Raw genomic sequence first — 24,024 nt, 5'->3', positions numbered from 1 at the left:
TCATTGCCTCCCGCCGCGCTATTTCGGCGCCATGCGGATGGCGCCGTCCAGGCGGATGGTTTCGCCGTTGAGCATCACGTTCTCGATGATGCTCCTGGCCAGTTGCGCATACTCGGTCGCCCGCCCCAGGCGCGGCGGGAAAGGCACGGCCTGGCCCAGCGAATCGAGCACCTCCTGCGGCATGGCCAGCATCATCGGCGTTTCGAAAATGCCGGGGGCGATGGTCATCACGCGTATGCCGCTGCGCGACAGGTCGCGCGCCATCGGCAGCGTCATGGCGACGATGGCGCCCTTGGATGCGGCATAGGCGGTCTGACCGATCTGGCCATCGTAGGCGGCCACCGAGGCGGTATGGATGATCACGCCGCGCTCGCCCTCTTGCGCCGCTTCCGTCCGGGCCATCGCGTCGGCGGCAAAGCGCGCCATGTTGAAGCTGCCCACCAGGTTGATGTTGAGCGTCTTCATGAACAGCGCCATGCTATGCGGCCCGCTCTTGCCGATCAGCTTCTCGGCCGGCGCGATGCCGGCACAGTTGACGAGCCCGCGTACGGCGCCCAGTTGCTGGGCGGCGCGCACCACCGCCTGCGCATCCTCCTCGGCGCTGACGTCGCAACGCACGAACACGCCGTTCAATTCCTGCGCCAGCGTGCCGCCAGCCTCTTCATTCAGGTCGGCCAGCACCGGCTTGCCGCCGGCGGCGGCGATCATGCGCGCGGTCGCCGCGCCCAGTCCCGACGCGGCGCCGGTCACGATGAAAACATTTCCTTCGATACGCATTGCATCTCCTCGCTTTATTTTCCCAAATGGTTGCGTGTGGAGATTATGCAGCAGACGCCGCGCGGCCGACTATCCGCGCGGCGACAATCGGGGCAGCGCTGAATCAGCGCTGCCTTAGCGTCAGGTCGGCAACGCCGGCAGTACTGGCACCAGCAGCAAGGCCACGATGTTGATGATCTTGATCAGCGGATTGATGGCCGGCCCGGCGGTGTCCTTGTACGGGTCGCCCACGGTGTCGCCGGTCACGGCCGCCTTGTGCGCGTCCGAGCCCTTGCCGCCGTGGTGGCCATCCTCGATGTATTTCTTGGCGTTGTCCCAAGCGCCGCCGCCGGTGGTCATCGAAATCGCCACGAACAGGCCGGTCACGATGGTTCCCATCAGCAGCCCGCCCAGCGCCGCCGGCCCCAGCAGCATGCCGACCACGATCGGCACGATCACCGGCAGCAACGAAGGCAGGATCATCTCGCGGATGGCCGACGAAGTCAGCATGTCCACCGCGCGGTCATATTGCGGCCGGCCGGTGCCATCCATGATGCCCGGGATCTCGCTGAACTGGCGCCGCACTTCGACCACCACCGCGCCGGCCGCGCGGCCCACCGCTTCCATCGCCATGGCGCCGAACAGGTAAGGGATCAGGCCGCCGATGAACAGGCCGATGATCACCGCCGGGCTGGACAAGTCGAAGGAAGTGCTCTTGCCGACGCTGTCGAGCGCATGGGTATAGTCGGCGAACAGCACCAGCGCCGCCAGTCCGGCCGAACCGATCGCGTAGCCTTTGGTGACGGCCTTGGTGGTGTTGCCCACCGCATCCAGCGGGTCGGTGATGGCGCGCACCGAGTCCGGCATGCCCGCCATCTCCGCGATACCGCCGGCGTTGTCGGTGATGGGCCCATACGCATCCAGCGCGACGATGATGCCGGCCATCGACAGCATCGAGGTGGCCGCGATGGCGATGCCGTACAAGCCGGCCAGCCAGTAGGCGGCGATGATGGCCACGCATACCGCCAGCACCGGATACGCGGTGGACTTCATCGATACGCCGAGGCCGGCGATGATGTTGGTGCCATGGCCGGTGGTCGATGCCTGGGCGATGTGGCGCACCGGCTTGAAGTCGGTGCCGGTGTAGTACTCGGTGATGTAGACCATCAATCCGGTCAGCACGATGCCCACCACCGCCGAGCCGATCAGCGGCAGGCGCAGCTCGGGCGGCAGCATCAGCCAGCTGGCGATCACGAAGCCGACCAGCGAAAGGCCGGCCGACCACCATAGCCCGGTATAGAGCGCCGACATGATTTTCTTGCCCGGCGACGCCTTGACCATCGAGCAGCCGACGATGGACGCCAGGATCGACACGCCGCCCAGCACCAGCGGATAAAGGATGGCCAGCACTTCCATGCCTGTCAGCATCAGGCTGCCCAGCAGCATGGTCGCCACCAGCGTGACCACATAGGTCTCGAACAGGTCGGCCGCCATGCCGGCGCAGTCGCCGACGTTGTCGCCCACATTGTCGGCGATCACCGCCGGATTGCGCGGATCATCCTCGGGAATGCCGGCCTCGACCTTGCCCACCAGGTCGGCACCGACATCGGCGCCCTTGGTGAAGATGCCGCCGCCCAAACGCGCGAAGATGGAGATCAGCGAAGCGCCGAAGGCCAGCCCGATCAAGGGCTTGATGGCGTCATGCAGGCTGGGCGCGCGCCCCTGCCCGTATTCGAAGAGGAACCAGAAGAACAGCGTCACGCCCAGCAGGCCCAGCCCCACCACCAGCATGCCGGTGATCGCCCCGCCGCGAAAGGCCACATTGAGCGCCTCGTTCATGCCGCGCGTGGCGGCTTGCGCGGTACGCACGTTGGCCCGCACCGACACGTTCATGCCGATGAAACCGCAGGCGCCCGACAGCACCGCCCCCAGCAGGAAACCGAGCGCGGTCGGCCAGCCCAGTCCGGGAATGAAGGCGATCACAATCAGCAGCACCACCCCGACCATGGCAATGGTGCGGTATTGCCGCGCCAGATAGGCGGACGCGCCCTGCTGGATCGCACTGGCGATGTCCTGCATGCGTTCGTTGCCGGGGTCTTGCTTGAGAATCCAACTGCGGGATACCAGGCCATAGAGCACTGCGACGACGCCGCAGGCAATGGCAAACCAGAGGGCTGTAGCCATGCATGTCTCCTTTATTATCACGACTCATCAACAATCACGAACATCCGCCGCTGCCGCCGGCACAGGAACATGCCTGTTGCCGACTGCCGCCGCCGATACTGCGCCTGCAAATTGTGTCGCCCTTTTTCTTGGATTTCTTATGATATTGCCGGGGCTACCGCCGCCGCGCATGAACCTGCACGGCGGCGGTTGAAAATTCAGTCCATCACTGACCTTGCCTGCCTTGCCACTATCGCGGCTGGTTCGCCGCGCAGGCATAAAAAAAGCGGACCTCAGTCCGCTTTACTTTACTCCGCCAGGGCGGCAAATGCACGATCCCGGATTTCTTCGACCGGTCCCACGCCGGCGATCTTGCGATACTTCGGCGCGCCCGGCTGGCCGGACTTGGCCCAGTCGCCATAGTAGCCGAGCAGCACTTCGGTCTGGTCGTGGTACACCGCCAGGCGCTTCTTGACGGTGTCTTCCTTGTCGTCGTCGCGCTGGATCAGGGCTTCGCCGGTGGCGTCGTCCTTGCCTTCGGCCTTGGGCGGGTTGAACTTCACATGATAGGTGCGGCCCGAACCCGGGTGCACGCGGCGGCCGCTCATGCGCTCGACGATGGCGCTGTCGGGCACGTCGATTTCCAGCACGTAGTCGATCGCCACGCCGGCTTCCTTCATGGCGTCGGCCTGGCGCGTGGTGCGCGGGAAGCCGTCGAACAGGTAACCGTTGGCGCAGTCGGACTGCTGCAGGCGATCCTTGACCAGGCCGATGATGATGTCATCCGAAACCAACCCGCCTGCGTCCATCACCTTCTTGGCGGCGACGCCCAGTTCAGTTCCCGCAGCCACGGCGGCGCGCAGCATGTCGCCGGTGGAGATTTGCGGGATGTTGAATTTTTCCTTGATAAAAGTGGCTTGCGTACCTTTACCGGCACCAGGCGCTCCTAAAAGGATGAGGCGCATATTGTTTCCTAAATTGAGGTTTCTGAAAGATTGAATGCTTGAATTCTTTTGCGATGGGATGGCGATCGATACCAACCGTCTGGGCGGTTGTCACTCTTTTTGAGGCGCCGTTTGCATCAGCTCTGGACGAAACTTACCACAAAATCTTACCGAACCATGACAAACGCCCGATTTTTAAGCAGTCTCCAGCCGCTGATTGTGGCCCGCAAGTTTGACAAAAAACTTACAAAATGCCCGCCTGCCGAGACTTTCCTCAGCAGTCGTTTTCGGCCTCACGCAAACTACAGGGAAGAAATGGTCTTCACCAGGGGACTGTCCGGCGGCGCCTCGAAATGTTTGCGTACACGCAACAAATCTTCCGGCGTATCCACGCCCGCTTCCGGCACCACCGAGGTCACATGTACCGCGATCGAATGCCCGTGCCACAGCACGCGCAATTGCTCCAGCGCCTCGATGCGCTCCAGCGGCGAGGCCGACAGCGTCGGGTACAACTGCAAGAACTTGTTGCTGTACGCGTACAGGCCGATATGGCGCAGCGGCGCGTAATCGTTGGCGTGGTCGGCGCCATGCGCCTCGGGCAGCACCTCGCGCGACCTGGCGAAGGCATCGCGGTGCCAGGGAATCGTGGCGCGCGAGAAATACATGGCGCAGCCGTCCTTGTTCAAGACCACTTTCACCACGTTGGGATTGAAGGCATCGGCGGCCGTCTCGATGGCATGGGCGGCGGTCGCCATCGGCACGCCGGCCTTGATATGGCCGGCAGTGGCGGCGATCAGGCCGGGATCGATCAGCGGCTCGTCGCCCTGCACGTTGACCACCACCGCATCATCGGCCAGGTCCAGCGCAGCGGCCACCTCCGCGATGCGGTCGGTCCCGGAGGGATGGTCGGCGCGCGTCATCGCCACGTCCACACCGTGCTGCCGGCAGGCGGCATGGATATCGTGATGGTCGGTGGCGACGATGATGCGCGCGGCGCCCGACAGCGCGGCGCGCTCGGCCACGCGCACGATCATCGGCTTGCCGCCGAGGTCGGCCAGCGGCTTGTTGGGCAGGCGCGTCGATGCCAGGCGCGCCGGGATGATGACGGTAAAGGACATGGGCTCGGAACGTGTTGTTGGCTACTTCAAATCCGCACAAGGACGGCTTGGGCCGGTTCAGGCGGCAGGTGATGTCGGAGCGGCATTGATGTCGCGCGCTTCATCGGCCCACATGATGGGAATGCCGTCACGGATCGGGTAGGCCAGCTTGTCGCCTTTGCAGATCAGTTCCTGCGCTTTCTTGTCGTAGTCCAACGGGCCCTTGCAGATCGGGCAAACCAGGATATCAAGCAGTCGGGCGTTCACGGAGTTTCTCCACTATATGTTCAGCCAGCGCGCCGTCGATGCGCGCCGATACGGGCACGACCCAGATGCGCGGGTCGTTTTGGATGGCCTCGATAGCCCTGCATTTTACTGCATCCTTCTCCGTCACCAGGATCACATCGGCCTGCAGGCCGGCGAAAGGATTGGCGGAGAAGTCATAATGGTCCGGCAACGGATGCTCGGCAAACGCCAGGCCGGCGCCGCGCAGGGTAGCGAAGAAACGGCCGGGGTTGCCGATGCCGGCCACCGCGGCGATGCGCTCCCCGCCGCCAGCGACGGCCGCCAGCGGACGGCGCATGGACGGCGCTGCCAACTGCACGGCCGCGCCGGCTTCCAGCCGCATCGCGTAACTGCCGGCCGGAGCCGCGCTACCGGCCGGCAGGTTGGCGACCGAAAAATCCCGGCGGCGCGAAGCCGGCTCGCGCAGCGGGCCGGCCGGCAACAGCCAGCCATTGCCGGCGCCGCGCGCATCCGACAGGACGATCTCGATGTCGCGCGCCAGCGCATAGTGCTGCAAGCCATCGTCGGACACCAGCACATCCACCTCCGGATGCGATGCCAGCAAGGCCCGCCCCGCCGCCGCCCGGCGGCGCCCGACCACCAGCGGCACGCCGGTGCGCTGCACGATCAGGAGCGGCTCGTCGCCCACCTGCGTCGCGGCCGAACCTGCCAATACTTGCGCCACCGCCTCGGCGCCGCCCGCGCCATAGCCGCGCGACACCACACCCGGCGTGTAGCCGGCGGCGCGCAAGGCCTCGATCAGCCAGATGGCGAATGGCGTCTTGCCGGTGCCGCCGACAAACACATTGCCCACCACGATGACCGGCACCGGCAGGCGTTCAACCCGTTTGATCCCCAACGCGAACAACGCGCGCCGCAGCGCCGCCAGCGCGCCGAACAGCAGCGACAGCGGCCACAGCAGGCAAGCCAGCGGCCCGCGGCCTTGCCAGGCGCGGGTCAGGATGGCTTCGGCATTGCGGTTGGAGTCGGCCATATTCGATGAGTTTGATGATCGCGGCAGGCGCCGCGTCGCACGCTTATTTCTTGCTTCTTACTTATTTATTGCTGGACTGCGCGGTGAACGTCACCTTGGGGAAGCCGGCGATGCGCGCCGCTTCCAGCACATTGATCACGGTCTGGTGCGTGGCCAGCGCGTCGGCGTTGATGATGACCACCGGATCGCTCTTGCCGCTGCCCTTGAGCACGGCCTGCATTTCATCGGCCAGGCCCTGCGCGTCGCGCGCCGAAATGCGGTTGTTGTTGATGGCGTAACGACCCTGCGCATCCACCGCGATATTGATCTCGAACGGCTGCTCCAGCGCTTTTTGCGCATCGGCGGTAGGCAGCGTGATCTGCAGCGCGGTGAACTTGCTGTAGGTGGTGGTCACCATCAGGAAGATCACGATCACCAGCAGCACGTCGATGAACGGGATCAGGTTGATCTCCAGGTCTTCGCGGGGGCGGCCTTTGCGGAAATTCATGGCGGCCTCTTAGCGGCGCACGTCGTGCACGATGTCGACGAACTTGACCGCCTGCTGTTCCATGTCGACCACGAAACCGTCGACCAGCGCGCGGAAATGGCGGTAGAACACCAGCGCCGGCATGGCGATGGCCAGGCCGAAGCCGGTGTTGTACAGCGCGATGGAAATGCCGTGCGCCAGTTGCGCCGGATTGGTGCCGGCGGCGTTCTGCGACGCGAAAATCTCGATCATGCCGACCACCGTGCCGAACAAACCCATCAGCGGCGCCAGCGAGGCGATCGTGCCCAGCGTGGTGAGGAAGCGCTCCAGCCGGTGCGCGGCGGCCTGGCCGGCCTCCTCGATGGCTTCCTTCATCACGTCGCGCGGGGCGTCGACGTTGCGCAGGCCGGCCGCCAGCACCTGGCCCAGCGGGGAATTCTGCTCCAGCTTGTCGATCACGTCATCGTTGACGCGGCCGCTCTGGTACACCCGCACCACTTCGCCCAGCAACTCCGGCGGCAGGATCCGGGCGCGGCGCAGGTAGACCAGTCTTTCGATGATCAGCGCCAGGCCGATGATGGATGCGATCAGCAAGGGCCAGATCGGCCAGCCGGCGGCGAGGATGATGGCGAGCAAAACGAACTCCTGTAGGGGAAGAAAACGGATACGGGTGCAGAATGTAGCCTGTTGCGGCGCTAGGGGCAAGCGCAACCCGGCAGCCGCAGGCGTTACGTAGGCTTTACGCAGGCTTTACAATGCGGGAGACATTTTATCGCCCTATATAAATAGCCGCCCGCCATGCCTGCCAACCAGTCTCCCCCCTTCCGCCCCGCCCAGCCCGCCGCCGGCGACTCCGGCCCGCCGGTGCTGACGGTGTCGGCCCTGAACCAGTCGGTGGCGCGCGTGCTGGAACGCACCTTCCCGCTGATCTGGGTCGCGGGCGAGATCTCCAACTTCACCCGCGCCGCCTCCGGCCACTGGTATTTCAACCTCAAGGACGACGGCGCCCAGGTGCGCGCCGTGATGTTCAAGGGCCGCGCCCAATATGCCGGCTTCACCCCGCGCGAGGGCGACAAGGTCGAGGTGCGCACCCTGGTCACGCTGTACGCGCCGCGCGGCGACTACCAGCTCAACGTGGAAGCGATCCGCCGCTCCGGCGTGGGCGACCTGTACGCGGCCTTCCTGCAACTGAAAGAGAAACTGGAGCGCGAAGGCCTGTTCGACCGCGCCGCCAAACGGCCGCTGCCCGCCTTCCCGCGCCGCATCGGCATCGTCACCAGCCCGCAGGCGGCGGCGCTGCGCGACGTGCTGACCACGCTGCGCCGCCGCGCGCCGCATGTGGAAATCATCCTTTATCCGACCCCGGTACAAGGCGATGGCTCGGCCCGGCGCATCGCCGCCGCCATCGACAGCGCCTCCGCCCGCGCCGAATGCGACCTGCTGCTGGTCTGCCGCGGCGGCGGCAGCATCGAAGACCTGTGGTCGTTCAACGAAGAAGCGGTGGCGCGCGCCATCGCCGGCTGTTCGATGCCGGTCATCTCGGGCGTCGGCCACGAAACCGACTTCACCATCGCCGATTTCGCCGCCGACTTGCGCGCCCCCACCCCGACCGCCGCCGCCGAGCTGGCCGCGACGGCACGGGAAGACTGGCTGGCCGAACTGCGCGCCCACGCCCAGGACCTCACGCGCGCGCTGCGCCGAGGGCTCACGGAAAAAGCCCAGACGGTCGACTGGATGTCGCGCCGGCTGGTCAACCCGGCCGCCTACATCCAGCATGAGCGGGTCAAGCTGCAGGCGCTGCAAACCCGCCTCTCGCACGCCACCCGCGTACCGCTGACGCAGATGCGCCACCGCCTGCAGCAGCTGTCCACCCGCCTGGCGCACCAGTTGCCCGATACCGCCCACGCGCGGCGCGACGTTTCCGATCTGGCGCGCCGCCTGCATGGCGCACTGGCCGCGCAGCAGTTGCGCCAGCGCCAGGCGCTGGCCGGCCTGAACACCCAGCTCGAGCTGCTCAACCCGCAGCGCACGCTGGAACGCGGCTACGCCATCGTCACCGACCGCCAGGGACGGGTGCTGCACTCGCCCGCCGAGCTGTCGGCGCGCAGCCAGATCACGGTCAGGCTGGCGCAAGGCAGCGCCGAGGTCGATATCGCCGGCGTGCAGCCGCGGCTGGACTGAATCCACAGACCCCGGCCATTCGACTTTTTTTTCATAAGCTTTTTCCGGCCGGCGCAATGCCGGCGCGGTCTTCTGGCGCCATTTATTTTCACGGATGGGCTGGAACGTCCGGCCGCACGGGACATCTTCCGGATTCGCCGCCGCTGCCGTCGCCGCCGGCAAGATGAGAACGATTCTAATTTACAAAATATCCAGCACCGGCGCGGATTTGCGGGCAATTGACCGGATGCAAAGAATCCATATCCGCTTTAGAATCACAGGTTCGGAACAGACCCCCTCGGTAATACCCGATACACCAACAAGACTGAAAGGATTCACCATGGCACATACCCTTCCGGCACTGCCTTACGACCTGGACGCGCTGGCGCCCACGATCTCCAAAGAGACCCTGGAATACCACTATGGCAAGCACCACCAGACCTATGTGACCAACCTGAACAACCTGATCCCGGGCACCGAATTCGAAAACCTGTCCCTGGAAGACATCATCAAGAAGTCCTCCGGCGGCATCTTCAACAACGCGGCCCAGATCTGGAACCACACCTTCTACTGGAACGGCCTGACCCCGAAGGGCCAAGGCGCTCCGAGCGGCGCGCTGGCTGACGCCATCAACGCCAAGTGGGGTTCGTTCGACGCCTTCAAGGCCGAGTTCACCAAGCAAGGCCTGGCCAACTTCGGTTCCGGCTGGACCTGGCTGGTCAAGAAAGCCGACGGTTCGCTGGACATCGTCAACACCACCGGCGCCGGCACCCCGCTGACCACCGACAGCAAAGCTCTGCTGACCGTGGACGTGTGGGAACACGCCTACTACATCGACTACCGCAACGCCCGCGCCAAGTACGTGGAAGCGTTCTGGGGCATCATCAACTGGGATTTCGTCGCCAAGAACTTCGCGTAAGCGGCGCCGCCTTTCCAGGCACGAAAAAGCCACGCTTCATCGCGTGGCTTTTTTTACGCCTGCCGGAAACGCGCCTACTCCGACGGCCGAGTCGAAGTCAGCCCGGTCGGCGGGCCGTCGATCGCGGTCCAGCCGCCATCCACCGACAGCGAACTGCCCGAGATATAGCTGGCCGCATCCGAGGCCAGGAAAGCCACCGCCGAACCGACTTCGGAAGGCTGGCCCCAGCGGTTCAATACGGTATGGCCGGCATACGTCTTGAAGATGTCCGCGCGTTCCTTCAGCGGCGCGGTCAGGCGAGTTTCGATGATGCTCGGCATGACGGCGTTCACGCGCACGTTATACGGCCCCATCTCGGCGGCGAAGGCTTTCACCAGTTGGGCGATCCCGGCCTTGGACGCGGCATACACGCCCAGGCCCGGCTCGATGGTCACCGCGCGCATCGACGAGCAGGCGACGATGCTGCCGAAACCCTGCTTCATCATCGGGCGGCCGAAGCTGCGGAAGAAGTTGAACGCGCCCTTCATGTTCAGGTTCATCACGCGGTCGTACTCCTCCTCGGTGTAATCGACGATGAGCTTGCGAATGTTCAGCGCCGGCGTGCTGACCGCGATATCGATCTTGCCGGCGGCCTTGAGCGCGTGCTGCGCCAGCGCCTCGATCTCGGCGCCGTCGGCGGCGTTGATCTGCCAGGCTTCGGCCCGGCCGCCGGCGGCGACGATATCGGCCGCCGCGCTTTGTGCGCCGGCCAGGTCGGCATCGGCGCAGATCACGCGCGCGCCCAGGCTGGCGATGGCTTCGGCCGAGGCGCGGCCGATCCCCGAGGCGGCGCCGATCACCACCGCCGACTTGCCGCCGAGGTCGAACAGTTTCTTGTAGTCCTGCATGAATTGCTCCCATCGATGAAGCGGCCGGTGCGCCAACGTTTGCCGGCATCGGCCACTTCGGTTAAACATCAACTGCGATTATTCCTTGATCCCGTTCACAGCATCCACGACAGCACCGGCGTGGATTGCAGATAAACCAGCACCGCCATCACCAGCAGCAGCGACAGGCTCCAGCCGATCACCTTGCGGAAGATCAAGCCTTCCTGGCCGATGATGCCGACTGCCGCCGCCCCCACTGCCAGGCTCTGCGGCGAAATCATCTTGCCCAGCACGCCGCCCGAGGCATTGGCCGCGGCCAGCAGCGTCGGCGACAATCCGGTCTCATGCGCCGCAGCCACCTGCAATGCGCCGAACAGGGCGTTGGCGGAATTATCCGACCCCGTCACCGCCACGCCGATCCAGCCGATCACCGGCGACAGGAAAGCGAAAGCCGATCCGGTGCCGGCCAGCCAGCGCCCCAGGGTGCCGGTCTGGCCCGAGTAATTCATGATAAACGCCAGCGCCATCACGCACAGCACCGTGGGCACCGCCCAGCGCATCTGCACCAGGGTCTTGCCGTAAGTCTCCAGCGCCTGCGACGCCGACACCTTGAGCATCATCGCCGTGATGGCGCCGGACAGCAGCAGCAGCGAACCGGCCGCCGACAAGGTATTGAGCGTAAACATCGTGCCCACCGCCTTGCCATCCTGCGCGCTGATGGCCAATCCAGGCCAGGCGAACTTGAAGGTGCCCAGGTTCAGCCATTTCTGCACCACGCCGAACTGCACTATGGTGAAAATCGCGATGATCAGCGCATACGGCGCATAGGCCAGCATCATCTGCTTGCGCGAATGGCCGGTGGCAAGATTGCCGGCGCTCCTGGTCACGTCGTTCTGGAAAGCGCCGGCCGGCAGCTTTGCCGGACGCCAGAATTTCAGCAACACCACCACCGCCGCGGCCGAGGCCAGCGCGCCCACCACGTCGGCCAGCACCACCGAGAAGAAACTCGCGCTGGCCCACTGCGCAATGCCAAAGGCGAAGCCCGCGGTAACGGCCGCGATCCAGGTCTGGCGCAAGCCGCGCTTGCCGTCCATGATCCAGACCAGCACCAGCGGCACGAACGCCGCGACCACCGGCGTCTGGTGGCCCACATGGCGGCCCAGCTCTTCAAACGGGATGCCCGTCACCTGCGCCAGCGTGGTGATCGGCACCGCCAGGGCGCCGAAGGCCACCGGCGCGGTATCGGCCACCAGTGCGATCACGGCCGCCTTCAGCGGATGCAAGCCGATCGCCACCAGCATCGCGCCGGCGATCGCCACCGGCGTGCCGGCGCCGGCCAGCGCCTCGATCAGCGCGCCGAAGCTGAACGCGATCAGGATGGCCTGGATGCGCGGGTCGTCGCTGATCAGCGCAAAGCTGTCGCGCAGCACCGCGAAGTGGCCCGATTTCACGGTGAGGTTATACAGCCAGATCGCGTTGACGATGATCCACAGCACCGTCAGCACGGAAAACACTGCGCCATACGCGCCAACATTGAATACCACCTCCAGCGGCATGCGGTACACCAGCCCCGCGACCAGCCCGCAAATGAGCAGCGAGATCGCCGCCGACACATGCGGCGAAATGCGCAGCCAGCCCAGCATCACGAACATCGACAACAGCGGCAGCATCGCGAACAGGGCGGACGCGAACAGCGATCCGTTCACCGGATCGTAGATTTGTTGAAACATGGGTCTCCTCCAATGGATATGATTTTTAAGCGTCCAGGCGCCGGCTTCTCATGGCCGTTTTGCGATCTGTATCGGCTGCGCTTGCCCGTGCGGCGTCAAAAGGGCAAACCGGCGCGGCCGGCGTTCGGATGCGGATCGGTTTTCAGGGATGCATCAGGAACGCATCAGGGGTGCTTGAGCGGCGCGAAACTGGCCGGCGTCATCAGCTGGTTTTCCTGCGAAACCAGATAGCCCGCCTCGCCCGACAGCTTCAGGTAGGCCGCCCACTCCGGATCGGCCTGCAGCCTGTTGCGCCGCGCTTCGCGGTCGGCCGCATCCCGGTATACCCAGATATGCGTGTAGCTGTTCAAGCGGCCCGACTCGGCCACCAGGTAAGCCAGCGGCTCGCCCAGGTGGCGGCGCTGGATGTCGAAACCGTTCTTCTCGTACAGCTCCAGATGCTTTTTCAGGGTGCCCGGACGGGCGGTATAGGTGCGAACGTCAAGCAACATTTCTCATTTCCTTTTCTCAGGGCGAGCGCATCCCGCGAACGCAGGGCATGCGTTCGTCAGCGACTTGCACGGATTGAATTCGGGGCGCGCCGGAAACCGATGTGCAATGCGCACATGGCATCGCCGGCCGCGCCGCTGCTTTTTCTGGCTATTGGGTCAGCGTGGGTCAAATGCTAACCAGCGGCAAACCCGGCACGGTAGGACTTAATTCCGCTTCTATTGGATTTTTCCGCCAAATCGCGGATGCGCTGCAACACGCAAGGACGGCGCGGCTTCCCCGGCTTTCCTTTTAACGGCGGGCTGTATATGCTTGAAAAATCATGAAAACGATATGCGCGGACACACGCGCACCAGGCCAACCGCCGTGGGGAAACATGCCCCCGGGCAAAGCGGCGGAACAATGACGAGACAGTGATGGGGCAGCGATGAGACAAGGACGGCCGCCGCGACGCGGGCGCGCAAGACGATGAAAGCGATCAATTTCCCGGACGACACGCCCAACTTCGAAGTTTCCGACTTCGGCGGCATCGCTTCCGAATTCGTATTCGACCTGGTCAAGCTGGAAGGCCGCAACGAGATCCCGCGCCCGTTCCTGCACCGCCACAGCTACTACCACATCCTGTGGATGACCGAGGCGCGCGGCAACCATGTGCTGGACTTCGACAACTACCCGATCCGTCCGCATTCGGTGTTCTTCATCTCGCCCGGGCAGATCCACGGCTGGACGTCGGACATCGACGCTTGCGGCTATGCGATCAACTTCAGTCCCGAGTTTTTCCTGCAGATCTTTCCGCGCATCGAGGAGTTGGCCGACTTCCCGTTCTTCCACATCGCCAACACCGATCCTGTGCTGTACCTCACCGCCGGCCAGCATGAAGAGCTGTTTCCCCTGCTCAAGGAGATCGAAAAGGAAGTCGCCGGCGACCAGCGCTGGCGCTACGACGTGGTGCGCTCCTTCCTGCAGATCCTGTTGACGCGCCTGCGCCGCCTGCACCAGCCGCATGGCGCCGAATCGGCGCTGCCGCGCAGCTACAGCCTGACCAAACGCTTCAAGCTGCTGATCGAAGAACACTACCTCGAATTCGGTTCGGTGCAGGACTACGCGCAACGCCTGTTCGTCACCGACCGCAAGCTCAACGAGGCGGTCAAGGCCACCACCGGCAAGACCGCCACCCAGCTCATCCACGAGCGCATCCTGATGGAAGCCAAGCGCCTGCTGGCGCAGTCGGAACTCTCCATCGCCGAGATTTCCTATCGCCTGAACTTCGACGACTTCGCCTACTTCTGCCGCTTCTTCAAAAAGAACGTGCAGATGACGCCGGGCGAGTTCAAGAAAAAGTTCTCGGCGCCACTGGCCTGAAGCACGGCCCCGGCTGCGCTTTTCGCCAAGAAGTCCAGCAAAACCGCAGATAAGTCCTAACGCCGCCCCGCGCGCGCGCCCTATGCTGGCGGCTGTTCACCAACAACATCCGGCATTGCGCCGGGCTACAAGAGACAAGCATGTCAAAACTCAAAACCGGCGGCCAGCTCCTGGTCGATGCCCTGCTGGCCCAAGAGGTGGATACCGCCTTTTGCGTGCCGGGCGAAAGCTATCTCGATGTCCTCAATGCCCTGTACGACCAGCAGCAATCGGTACGCGTGATCTCCTGCCGCCATGAAGGCGCGGCTTCGTTCATGGCCGAGGCCTACGGCAAGCTCACCGGCCGCCCCGGCATCTGCTTCGTCACGCGCGGCCCCGGCGCCACCAACGCCAGCATCGGCGTGCACACCGCCTTCCAGGACTCGACCCCGATGGTGCTCTTCGTCGGCCAGGTCGGGCGCGACATGATCGAGCGCGAAGCCTTCCAGGAAATCGACTACCGTCGCATGTTCGGCCAATTCACCAAATGGGTGGCGCAGATCGACGATGTCTCGCGCGTGGGCGAATACGTCTCGCGCGCATTCTCGGTCGCCATGTCGGGCCGCCCGGGGCCGGTGGTGCTGGCGCTGCCTGAAGACATGTTGACCGAATCCACCTTCCCGAAGGAAATCGGCCGTGCCGACATCCCCCAGATCTTCCCCGATCCCGATGCGCTCGAGCGGATGCAAGCGCTGCTGCGCGGGGCGAAGAAGCCGCTGATGATCCTGGGCGGCGCCGGCTGGGACCAGGAAGGCCTGCGCAACATCGCGCGTTTCGCCGTGCAGCAGAACCTGCCGGTGGCGGCCTCGTTCCGCCGCCAGGACCTGTTCGACAACCGCCATCCCAACTATGTCGGCGAGATCGGCATCGGCGTCAATCCGGCGCTGGCCAGGCTGGTCGGCGAATCCGACCTGCTCATCGCGGTCGGCTCGCGGCTGGGGGAAATGGTCACCAGCGGCTACACCCTGCTGGACATCCCGCGTCCGCGCCAGAAACTGGTGCATGTGATGCCCGCGCCGGAAGAGCTGGGCCGGGTCTACCAGACCGACGTCAAGATCGCCGCCACGCTCAACGCCTTCGCTCGCGCAGCCGCGCAACTTGCCCCCGCCGGCGGCGAAGCCTGGCGCGAGTGGCACAAACAGGCGCGCGACAACTACCTGGCCTACATCGAACCGCCTGCGCGCACGACGCAGTTCGACGCCGGCATCGCCGTCAAGGACATGCAGCGCATCCTCAACCAGGATGCCATCCTCACCAACGGCGCCGGCAACTACACCGCATGGGCGCACCGCTACTACCAGTTCTCGCAACCCAGGAGCCAGCTCGCGCCGACCAGCGGCGCCATGGGCTATGGCGTGCCGGCCGCGATCGCGGCCAAGCTGTGCTTCCCGGCGCGCCAGGTGGTGTGCCTGGGCGGGGACGGATGCTTCCTGATGACCTCCCAGGAGCTCGCCACCGCCGTGCGGCATCGCCTGGGCATTGTGTTCCTGGTATTCAACAACGGCATGTACGCCACCATCCGCATGCACCAGGAAAAGCACTACCCCGGCCGGGTGATCGCAACCGACCTCAACAACCCCGATTTCGTCGCTTACGCCAAATCCTTCGGTGTCGACGCTGTCTCCATCCAGCAGACCGAAGCGTTCGCGCCGGCATTGGAAAAAGCGCTGGCCATCGCCAGCTCCACCTCATTGCCTTACCTGATCGAACTGGTGCTCGACCAGGAAATGCTGACGCCGCGGGCAACACTGTCCGGATTGCGCAAGACGGCGCTGGCGGAACGGACCGATACGCAGGAAGGGGCGGCCAAGTAAGCCGGATGCAAGGATTGGCTTGCGCCATGTTGCGCCTGGCGCAGCGGCGGACCTCCCTCAAGATCCGCCGCCGCTCTCCGGTATGATCTCGTCATCCCAAGCGCCCAACTTTATGAGAACCGGTCGAGCACGCTATACCAGGCTACACCGGCGGCAATATAAAAACGCTGCAACCCGTGGAAAGGAATCGGATGGATGGTACTGATCGGGAACGGAAAGCGTGTCCCGACCTGCCCTGACAGGCGCTGCGCCAGACAACGTCCCATCGTGCTGGACATGGCGATGCCGCGTCCGTTGTAGCCCAGCGCAATGGTCAGGCCGGGCGCCGGCTCGTGCACATGCGGCAGAAAGTCGCGCGTGATCGCCACGCGACCGGCCCAGCGATATTCATACTCCACGCCTTTCAACTGCGGGAACAGCAACTCCACCGAGCGCTCCAGGTGCGCAAAATCCAGCGCCCCGCCCGGATCGGCGAAAGGCCCACGCCCCCCCATCAACAGCCGTCCCTGTGCATCGCGCCGGTAATACAACAGCAGGCGGCGCGAATCGGACGCCACTTCCCGGCCCGGCAGGATGCCCGCGCCCAGCTCTTCCGATAACGGCCTGGTCGCCACGATGAAGCTGTTGGCCGCGATCACCGATTGCCGCAAGTTAGGCCAGAGGTTGTCGGTATAGCCGTTGGTAGCAATCACCACGCGACTGGCGTCGATGTGCGCGCCGCTTGCGGCATGCAGACGCCAACCGCCGTCTTGGCGCTCCAGCTTCACGATGCTTGTACCGCCGTGGATGGCCACGCCCAGCTTCTGTGCTGCGTATGCCAGGCCGCGGCAATACTTCAGCGGATGGATGCTGCCGGCGCGGCAATCCTTCCAGCCGCCGACATAGGCTTGCGTACCGATATGGCGCGCCACTTCGGCGCCGTCCAGCAATTGGACGCGAGCTCCCTCGGCCTGCCACTGGCGCGCGCGCGATTCCAGCACGCGCATCGACTTGGATGAATGCGTGGGCTGAATCCAGCCGCGACGCAGCGCATCGCAATCGATGCCGTGGCGCTCGATCAGCTCGAACACGGTATCGGCGGCCGAGCCGATAGCTTCGATCAGCGGGTCTGCCACGACGGTACCGAACATCACGCGCAACTGGTCGGGGTCGTACTTCAGGCCTGGGATAACCTGCCCGCCGTTGCGCCCGGACGCGCCCCAGCCCGGCTCGGCGGCATCCACCACGCACACCGATGTGCCGGATTCGGCCAGGTGCAGCGCCGTGGACAGGCCGGTATAGCCGGCGCCGACGATAGCCACATCGCAGCGCGTGGATTCGGACAGAAGCGGCGCGTCAACCGCGGCGGCGCCGGTGGCGGCCCACAGCGATGGCGGCAGCGGCAATGCCTGTGCATGTTTATCCATGGCTGCTCACCTACCGATCACGCGGCGCAGGAAATCCTGCGTGCGCGCATGCTTCGGTTCGGACAATACCTGCCGGGCCTCTCCTTCCTCGACAATGCTGCCGCTATGCAGGAAGCATACGCGGTCGGCCACCTCCTTGGCGAAACCCATCTCATGCGTGACCACGATCATGGTCATGCCGTCGGCCGCCAGCGTGCGCATCACCGCCAGTACCTCGCCGACCAGCTCCGGGTCGAGCGCGGAAGTCGGCTCGTCGAACAGGATGGCCTCGGGCGTCATCGCCAGCGAACGCGCAATCGCCACGCGTTGCTGCTGTCCTCCGGAAAGCTGGCTGGGATAAGCATCGCAACGCTGCGCCAGGCCAACTTTTTCCAGCAACGCGATGGCTTGCGTCCGAGCTTCATCGCGCGGCACTTTATTGACGAACACCGGCCCTTCGATCACGTTCTCCAGTACGGTGCGGTGCGGGAACAGGTTGAAGCGCTGGAACACCATGCCCACTTTCGTGCGCAGCTTGTGGATGTCGCCCCGCTCGCGGTCGACACGCAGGCCGTCGATCAGGATGTCGCCGCGCTCGTACGACTCCAGCCCGTTGATGCAGCGCAGGACAGTCGACTTGCCCGAGCCCGACGGGCCGATCAGGCACACCACTTCGCCGTCGGCCACCGACAACGAAACATCCTTGAGCACTTCATGCTGGCCGAAGCGCTTGGAAATGCGTTTGACTTCTATCATTTGGCCCGCCCCTTTCCAGCGCGAATTTCAAGACGGCGGATGACGAACACCAGCGGCAGCGACAGCAGCAGGTAGAGCACCGCGACCATGGTATAGACGGTCATGTTCTGGAAGGTGGAGGACGCGATCATCTGGCCCGCGCGCGTCATCTCCAGCACGGTGATGGTAGACACCAGCGAGGAATCCTTCAGCATCATCACCAAGGTATTGCCGTAGGGCGGCAACGCGATGCGAAAGGCCTGCGGCAACACCACGCGGCGCATGATCATGGGGCCGCGCATGCCGATCGACTGCGCGGCCTCGATCTGGCCGGCGTCAACCGCCTCAATGCCGGCGCGGAAGTTTTCCGCCTGGTAGGCCGAGTATGCGATGCCCAGCCCGATCACGCCGGCCTGGAAAGCCGATAGCTGGATGCCCATCTCCGGCAGCACGAAATAGATATAGAACAGCTGCACGATGATCGGCAGGCCGCGGATGATATTGACGATGGTGGCACCCGCCAGCGACACCGGCTTGAAGCGCGACACCTTCATCAGCGCCAGCACCAGGCCGATGACGGAACTGAGCAGAAAAGAGTAAATCGTGACTTCGACGGTGACCAATGCCCCTTTGAGGAGGATGGGCAGGAAGTCCAGCACGGTCTGTGAAAACATGGCGATGCGCTCTGGCGCTGGTTGGTTATGGAGGATGCAAGCGCCCTGCGGCGCGCGCTCGCGCGCCGCAGGGACAGCATTGGTTCAGGATAGTGTGCATCGGGCCGGGCCGCCGTACCGGCAAGCGCGGCCGGGTTCAGCTCAGTTGAGCTTCCACTGCTCGACGATGCGCGCCAGCGTGCCGTCGGCCTTGAGTTCGGCGATGGCCTTGTTAAGGCGCTCCATCAACTTGGTGTCGCCCTTGCGCACCACCAGGCAGACATCGCCCATCAGCATGGATTGATATTCCTTGACCAGGCGCACCTGCGGATTGGCGCCCTGCGAGAGCTGGTAGGCGACAATCGGACGGTCGCCGAAACCGGCCTTGATGCGGCCCAAGCCGACGTCGCGCATCATGTCGGCCACCGAATCGTAGGTCTTCACTTCCTTGAAGCCACCCTTCTTGTTGAGCGCGTCAACGAACACGGTACCGACCTGAGCGCCGACGATCTCGCCCTTCAGGTCATCCAGGGTCTTGTAGCTCTTCTGGTCTTGGGCGTTGACGAACAGCCCTTCGCCGTAGGAATACACCGGATCGCTGAAGTCGACGATCTGGGCGCGCGCCTCGGTCTTCAACATGGCGGCGGCGATGATGTCGATCTTGCTGCTGGTCAGCGACGGAATCAGCGCGGAGAACGGGGTCTGCTGGATGCTGACCGCAAAGCCGGCCTTGCCGCCGACGGCGCTGACGGTGTCAACCATCATGCCTTGCAGCTTGTTGGTCTTGATGTCGAGGAAGGTGAACGGCACGCCGGTGGAGGTGGCGCCGACGGTGTAGCTGGTCTGCGCCGATGCCGGCGCGGCGAAGGCGGCAGCGCAGGCCAGCGCGCCCAACAGGTGCCTGACCAGGCCAAAGCGATTGAACGGTTTCATACAACTCCCCTTTTTGCGTGAGATCCTCGCGGATCGGTACGGTTGGAAGTCCCTGCACCAGGGCGACGCGGTGCGCGCCATGGTGAGGGCATGCGGACTGCCGGGGCCGGTCTGGGCGATCGGCCGATGCTGCGACGGACTGGAACTCCCCCGGCCGGCTCGTCCGGTGTGATGTAGCCAAGGCCGGGGGCATTGCTGGAACTGAAGCTGCAACAACAAAGGACAGCAGACTGCGGATGCATGAATATCAATATTTCGCGTTCGAATAAGTATATTCAAACCAATCATATCGTCAATAGATATTTATGTATCGATATTCGATACGTTGATGCGATTTTTGCTACAATCAAGGCTTCGATAAACAGGAGGAGGCACATGAACGAGCCTGGCGAAAACAACGCGGCCGACCCGCTGTTCAACCAGTCGCTGGAAAAAGGCCTGGCCGTGCTGCGCGCCTTCAATGCCCAGCGCCGCACCATGACCTTGAGCGATGTCGCAGAGGCAACCGCGATATCGAAAAGCTCTGCGCAGCGCATGGTATACACGCTCGAGGCGCTGGGTTATGTCTGCAAACACCCAAAGACGCGGCGCTACCAGCTCACGCCCAAAGTGATGGAAGTCGGTTACAACTACCTGGCGGCCGATATCCTGGTGGACGTTGCCAATCCTTTCCTCTCAGAACTGGCCAACATCACCGGCGAGACCGTCAACCTGACCGAGCCTTATGACCGCGAGATGGTCTATGTGGCGCGCTTCGTCGCCAGCAAGTTCATTCCCATCCACATGCCCATCGGCAGCCGCATCCCGATGTATTGCACGGCGTCCGGCCGCGCCTACCTGTCGGCGCTAGAGCGCAGCGAGGCGCAGCAGATCCTGGCGTCGAGCGAGCGTACCGTGCGCACGCCGCACACGCGCACCGGCATCGAGGAGATCATGCAAGTGCTGGACGTGTCGCGCGAACGCGGCTTCACTATCAACAAGGAAGAACTGTTCCTGGGCGACATGACTGTCGCATCGCCTATTTTCAACAGCGATCGTACGCCGGTAGCTTCGGTACATGTGGTCGCGCCGACCAGCCGCTGGACGCCGGAAGATGCCGAGAAAAAGCTGGGATCGCTGGTGCTTGAATGCGCACGCTCGATCTCCAACTCGGTGCGCACACTGGTGTGAAATCCGTATGATGAGAGATGCACGGATCGTGACGCGGCGGCGCGCGATCTGCCACAATCCCGGCTGAAGCAGCCTACCTATCGAACAACCACGGAGAACCGACATGGCCCACGTCACCTTGCATAACGCCGCCGGCTACGCCCAGGAAATCAAGGCGCGCACCCATCAGTTGAGATCCGACGAACCCGAAAGCAACGGCGGCAAGGATACCGGCCCGGCGCCTTACGAACTGCTGCTGGCGGCGCTGGCCTCATGCACTTCGCTCACGCTGCGCATGTATGCCGAGCGCAAGGGCTGGGATCTGGGGAGCATTTCGGTGGATGCGCATTTCGGCCGCGATGACAGCGGGCTTGAAACCATCAGCCGCAAGATCGCCTTCGGCAAGCCGCTGCCGCCGGAACAACTGGCCCGCCTGGCGGAAATCTGCGAGAAGACGCCGGTCACCAAGACCATCCGCCAGGGCACCGCGATTCAGACGTCGATCGCGTAGCCGGCGGCGCGCCAGGCGTCGATGCCGCCGGTCAGCGGCCGCACCTTCTTGTAGCCGCGCTGCATCAGCTGGCGCGCCACCATGGCCGCCGAGGCCTCGTTGGGACAGGCGCAATACACCACCACCTCCTCTTCGATCGGCCCGTCGAAGATGAAGGTCTGGATTTCCTGGTTGGAGATCGTCACCGCCCCCGGGATCTTTCCATCTTGTTGCGACAGCGGCGAGCGCACGTCGATGATGGTGGGCGCAATGCCCTCTTCCAGCATGTTGTTCAATTCCTGCACCGAGATGCGCGCCATTTCCAGCGACTTGCGGAAGCGGCGGCGCTGCCACCACTTGTTGGCGATGAAGGCTGCCAGCGCAATCCCGATCAGCAGCATGCCGTAATGGCCGAGCTGCGCCAGCACGCTGAGCAGGTCGTCCACCGCCGAGCTGAACAGCGAACCGAGGAAGATCCCCAGCCCGGCCCACAGCGCGCTGCCGATGGCGTCATACAGCAGGAAACTGGAGCGGCGCGTGCCCATGGTGCCGGACAAGGCGCTGGCGATCGAGGCAAAGCCGGGGATGAATTTGGCCACCAGCAGCGAACGCGCGCCCCAGCGCAGGTAGATCGACTCGGTCTGGCGCACGCAGGAATCCGGGGACAGCGAAATGCGGCACAGGCGCGACATGATCTGGCGGCCATAGCGCCTGCCGGCCAGATACCAGAAGTAATCCGCAATCAGTGCCGCAAGCACCGCCACCAGCAGCAGCAAGGCCGCCGGATACTGCCCGTTTTGCGCCAGCGCGCCGGTAATGATCAGCGTGGGATAAGCCGGCACGGGCGCGCCCAGTTGCTCGACCAGCACATTGAAAAAGACGATGAGCAATCCGTATTGCTCGATCAGGTGGTACAGGGTTTCCATTGCATTGTCGCCATCATTCTTGCCGTATGACAATCGGGCAAGCACATCCAGGTTGTCCGCCACGGCCAACCGCAGGAGGCCATTATAGATTTGCGGCCCGCACATTGCCCGTGCATTTGCCCGTGTATTTTCCCGAGCCTCAACGGCCGGCACAACACGCAGATGGGGCCGGAGGCGCAAAAGAAAAGCGCCCCGGCGCCCGCCCGGAAGCGGAACGCGCGGAGCGCGAACGAGGAAAGACCTCGGAGAAAACCTGTACCGCCGGCGTCTATGCCCGCCCGCTCATGGCGTTTGCTTCAAGCGCGCCTTGGCAAGGCCCGGCTGCCGCCGATGGTGCCGTTGCCGTCCTGCGGCGCCGGCCTGGTGCGCGCCAGGAACACCAGCACCGCGGCCAGCACCGAGGCGATCGACAGCGCGTACAAGCCGCCCTGGATGGAGCCGGTCTTCTGTTCCAGGTAGCCGAAGGCGGCCGGCGCGAAGAAGCCGCCCAGGTTGCCCAGCGAATTGATCAGCGCCAGCACGGCGGCGGCGATGCGGCCGTCGAGATAACCCTGCGGGATCGGCCAGAACAGCGAAGACGCCGCCTTGAAGCCAATGCCGGCAAAGCACACCGCCACGAAGCCGACCACCGGGCCGCTGCGGGCCGATATCGCCATCCCGACCGCCGAGATCAGCAGCGTCAGGGCCACCCAGAATTGCTGCTTCTTGAAGCGCCCGGCCAGCACCGCGAACAGGTACATCGCGACAATCGAGACGATCCACGGGATGGAATTGAACAGGCCGACCTGGAAGTCGTTGAAATGCCCCATTTTCTTGATGATGGTCGGCAGCCAGAATGTGGCGCCATAGATGGTCAGCTGGATGGCGAAGTAGATGAAACAGAACAGCACGATCTGCGGGTCGCGCAGCAGCATGAAGGACGAGACATGCGCCGGGCGGCTGGCCGCGCGCTGCTCCTGTTCGGCGGCGATCACGGCGCTCAGCGCCTGGCGCTGTTCGGGGGTGAGCCATTTGGCGTCGCGCGGCGTCGAATCGAGCAGGAACCACACCACGAAGCACAGCGCCATCGAGGCGCCGCCTTCGATCAGGAACATCCATTGCCAGCCATGCAGGCCGCCGCCCTGGATCAGCAGCAAGGCGCCGGTGATCGGGCCCGACAGGATGGAAGCGATCGCCGAACCGGAAAGGAATACCGCCATCGCACGGCCGCGCTCATGGTTGGGCAGCCATTGCGTAAAGTAATACACCACGCCCGGGAAGAAACCGGCCTCGGCCACGCCAAGCAGGAAGCGCATGAAATAGAAGCTGCTCTCGTTCTGCACAAACGCCATGCAAGCGGCCACCAGGCCCCAGGTGAACATGATGCGGGTCAGCCAGGCCTTGGCGCCGTAGCGTTGCAACAGCATGTTGGACGGCACCTCGAATACCGCGTAACCGACGAAGAACAGCCCGGCCCCCAGGCCGAAGGCGGCCGCGCCGATGCCGAGATCGGCGGCGAGGTGGCTGCGCACGAAACCGATATTGACGCGGTCGATGTAGTTGACGATGAACATCACCACGAACAGGGGCAGGATGCGCCACTTGATCCTGGCGACCGCCGTGGTGAGCGTGAGGTTGGCCGGATCGGGGGCGCCGGCCGGCGTTGCGGATGTGTTCACGAGTTTGTCTC

Annotated in this window: 23 protein-coding genes; 6 read left to right on the top strand and 17 right to left on the bottom strand. The window is 64.2% G+C overall.

Features of this window, described 5'->3' with window-relative positions:
- Nucleotides 1-18: 18 nt before the first annotated feature.
- From AC07N6_RS04630 to AC07N6_RS04595, 8 genes are all read right to left on the bottom strand, one after another.
- Nucleotides 19-777, bottom strand: coding sequence for an SDR family NAD(P)-dependent oxidoreductase (locus AC07N6_RS04630; RefSeq protein ID WP_494781142.1), 759 nt, complete (start codon nt 775-777; stop codon nt 19-21).
- 120 nt (nt 778-897) lie between these two features.
- Nucleotides 898-2,940, bottom strand: a complete 2,043-nt coding sequence (locus AC07N6_RS04625) for a sodium-translocating pyrophosphatase (protein ID WP_494781141.1) — start codon at nt 2,938-2,940, stop codon at nt 898-900.
- Nucleotides 2,941-3,227: 287 nt separating this feature from the next.
- Entirely contained in the window at nt 3,228-3,884 is a 657-nt protein-coding gene (gene adk, locus AC07N6_RS04620; RefSeq protein ID WP_494781140.1) for an adenylate kinase, read from the bottom strand.
- 281 nt (nt 3,885-4,165) lie between these two features.
- Nucleotides 4,166-4,981, bottom strand: coding sequence for a 3-deoxy-manno-octulosonate cytidylyltransferase (kdsB, locus tag AC07N6_RS04615; RefSeq protein ID WP_494781139.1), 816 nt, complete (start codon nt 4,979-4,981; stop codon nt 4,166-4,168).
- Between the two features lie 57 nt (nt 4,982-5,038).
- Nucleotides 5,039-5,227, bottom strand: a complete 189-nt coding sequence (locus tag AC07N6_RS04610; RefSeq protein ID WP_494781138.1) for a Trm112 family protein — start codon at nt 5,225-5,227, stop codon at nt 5,039-5,041.
- Nucleotides 5,208-6,239 (bottom strand): tetraacyldisaccharide 4'-kinase, encoded by a 1,032-nt coding sequence (gene lpxK / locus AC07N6_RS04605; protein ID WP_494781137.1) that lies wholly within the window; start codon nt 6,237-6,239, stop codon nt 5,208-5,210. The genes AC07N6_RS04610 and lpxK overlap by 20 nt, the downstream gene beginning before the upstream one ends.
- Nucleotides 6,240-6,300: 61 nt before the next feature.
- Nucleotides 6,301-6,726, bottom strand: a complete 426-nt coding sequence (locus AC07N6_RS04600; protein WP_494781136.1) for an ExbD/TolR family protein — start codon at nt 6,724-6,726, stop codon at nt 6,301-6,303.
- A gap of 9 nt (nt 6,727-6,735) precedes the next feature.
- Nucleotides 6,736-7,341, bottom strand: a complete 606-nt coding sequence (locus tag AC07N6_RS04595) for a MotA/TolQ/ExbB proton channel family protein (RefSeq protein WP_494781135.1) — start codon at nt 7,339-7,341, stop codon at nt 6,736-6,738.
- Between the two features lie 162 nt (nt 7,342-7,503).
- Here AC07N6_RS04595 and xseA point away from each other — a divergent pair, with 162 nt between their 5' ends.
- Nucleotides 7,504-8,886, top strand: a complete 1,383-nt coding sequence (xseA, locus tag AC07N6_RS04590) for an exodeoxyribonuclease VII large subunit (RefSeq protein ID WP_494781134.1) — start codon at nt 7,504-7,506, stop codon at nt 8,884-8,886.
- A 319-nt stretch (nt 8,887-9,205) separates the two neighbouring features.
- Nucleotides 9,206-9,784 carry a superoxide dismutase [Fe] gene (gene sodB / locus AC07N6_RS04585; RefSeq protein ID WP_494781133.1) on the top strand — a complete coding sequence of 193 codons (579 nt, stop codon included), beginning with the start codon at nt 9,206-9,208 and terminating at the stop codon, nt 9,782-9,784.
- A gap of 74 nt (nt 9,785-9,858) precedes the next feature.
- On the opposite strand, the gene AC07N6_RS04580 is transcribed toward sodB, so the two are convergent.
- From AC07N6_RS04580 to AC07N6_RS04570, 3 genes are all read right to left on the bottom strand, one after another.
- On the bottom strand, nt 9,859-10,671 hold the full coding sequence (locus AC07N6_RS04580) for an SDR family NAD(P)-dependent oxidoreductase (RefSeq protein ID WP_494781132.1): 813 nt from the start codon (nt 10,669-10,671) through the stop codon (nt 9,859-9,861).
- Between the two features lie 95 nt (nt 10,672-10,766).
- Complete coding sequence (locus AC07N6_RS04575; RefSeq protein WP_494781131.1) at nt 10,767-12,380, bottom strand: L-lactate permease; 1,614 nt, start codon at nt 12,378-12,380, stop codon at nt 10,767-10,769.
- A gap of 164 nt (nt 12,381-12,544) precedes the next feature.
- The gene (locus AC07N6_RS04570; RefSeq protein ID WP_494781130.1) at nt 12,545-12,871 is read right to left on the bottom strand and encodes an NIPSNAP family protein; all 327 of its coding nucleotides are present in this window, start codon (nt 12,869-12,871) and stop codon (nt 12,545-12,547) included.
- Between the two features lie 466 nt (nt 12,872-13,337).
- On the opposite strand from AC07N6_RS04570, the gene AC07N6_RS04565 reads away from it, so the two are divergent.
- A complete protein-coding gene (locus tag AC07N6_RS04565) occupies nt 13,338-14,231 on the top strand; it encodes a helix-turn-helix domain-containing protein (protein WP_494781129.1) in 894 nt (297 codons plus the stop codon).
- A gap of 140 nt (nt 14,232-14,371) precedes the next feature.
- The gene (locus AC07N6_RS04560; RefSeq protein WP_494781128.1) at nt 14,372-16,084 is read left to right on the top strand and encodes a thiamine pyrophosphate-binding protein; all 1,713 of its coding nucleotides are present in this window, start codon (nt 14,372-14,374) and stop codon (nt 16,082-16,084) included.
- A gap of 110 nt (nt 16,085-16,194) precedes the next feature.
- Here the strand turns inward: AC07N6_RS04560 and AC07N6_RS04555 are convergent, their stop codons facing one another.
- The 4 genes from AC07N6_RS04555 to AC07N6_RS04540 all read right to left on the bottom strand — a co-directional run bounded on the left by AC07N6_RS04555 (nt 16,195) and on the right by AC07N6_RS04540 (nt 19,790).
- A complete protein-coding gene (locus AC07N6_RS04555) occupies nt 16,195-17,490 on the bottom strand; it encodes an NAD(P)/FAD-dependent oxidoreductase (protein ID WP_494781127.1) in 1,296 nt (431 codons plus the stop codon).
- A 6-nt stretch (nt 17,491-17,496) separates the two neighbouring features.
- A complete protein-coding gene (locus AC07N6_RS04550; protein WP_494781126.1) occupies nt 17,497-18,225 on the bottom strand; it encodes an amino acid ABC transporter ATP-binding protein in 729 nt (242 codons plus the stop codon).
- A complete protein-coding gene (locus tag AC07N6_RS04545; protein WP_494781125.1) occupies nt 18,222-18,878 on the bottom strand; it encodes an amino acid ABC transporter permease in 657 nt (218 codons plus the stop codon). Before AC07N6_RS04545 ends, AC07N6_RS04550 begins: the two co-directional genes overlap by 4 nt.
- 141 nt (nt 18,879-19,019) lie before the next feature.
- The gene (locus AC07N6_RS04540; protein WP_494781124.1) at nt 19,020-19,790 is read right to left on the bottom strand and encodes an ABC transporter substrate-binding protein; all 771 of its coding nucleotides are present in this window, start codon (nt 19,788-19,790) and stop codon (nt 19,020-19,022) included.
- 375 nt (nt 19,791-20,165) lie between these two features.
- Between AC07N6_RS04540 and AC07N6_RS04535 the strand changes: the two genes are divergently transcribed.
- Both AC07N6_RS04535 and AC07N6_RS04530 read left to right on the top strand, forming a co-directional pair.
- Nucleotides 20,166-20,960, top strand: a complete 795-nt coding sequence (locus tag AC07N6_RS04535) for an IclR family transcriptional regulator (protein WP_494781123.1) — start codon at nt 20,166-20,168, stop codon at nt 20,958-20,960.
- A 103-nt stretch (nt 20,961-21,063) separates the two neighbouring features.
- On the top strand, nt 21,064-21,450 hold the full coding sequence (locus AC07N6_RS04530) for an OsmC family protein (protein ID WP_494781122.1): 387 nt from the start codon (nt 21,064-21,066) through the stop codon (nt 21,448-21,450).
- On the opposite strand, the gene AC07N6_RS04525 is transcribed toward AC07N6_RS04530, so the two are convergent.
- The gene (locus tag AC07N6_RS04525; protein ID WP_494781121.1) at nt 21,432-22,355 is read right to left on the bottom strand and encodes a rhodanese-like domain-containing protein; all 924 of its coding nucleotides are present in this window, start codon (nt 22,353-22,355) and stop codon (nt 21,432-21,434) included. The genes AC07N6_RS04530 and AC07N6_RS04525 overlap by 19 nt on opposite strands.
- Nucleotides 22,356-22,651: 296 nt before the next feature.
- Nucleotides 22,652-24,013 (bottom strand): MFS transporter, encoded by a 1,362-nt coding sequence (locus AC07N6_RS04520; RefSeq protein ID WP_494781120.1) that lies wholly within the window; start codon nt 24,011-24,013, stop codon nt 22,652-22,654.
- Nucleotides 24,014-24,024 lie beyond the last annotated feature (11 nt).

It is taken from the genome of Herbaspirillum sp. GW821-FHT09A12 (genome assembly GCF_059418325.1).
This window is presented reverse-complemented; position numbering and strand designations above follow the sequence as displayed.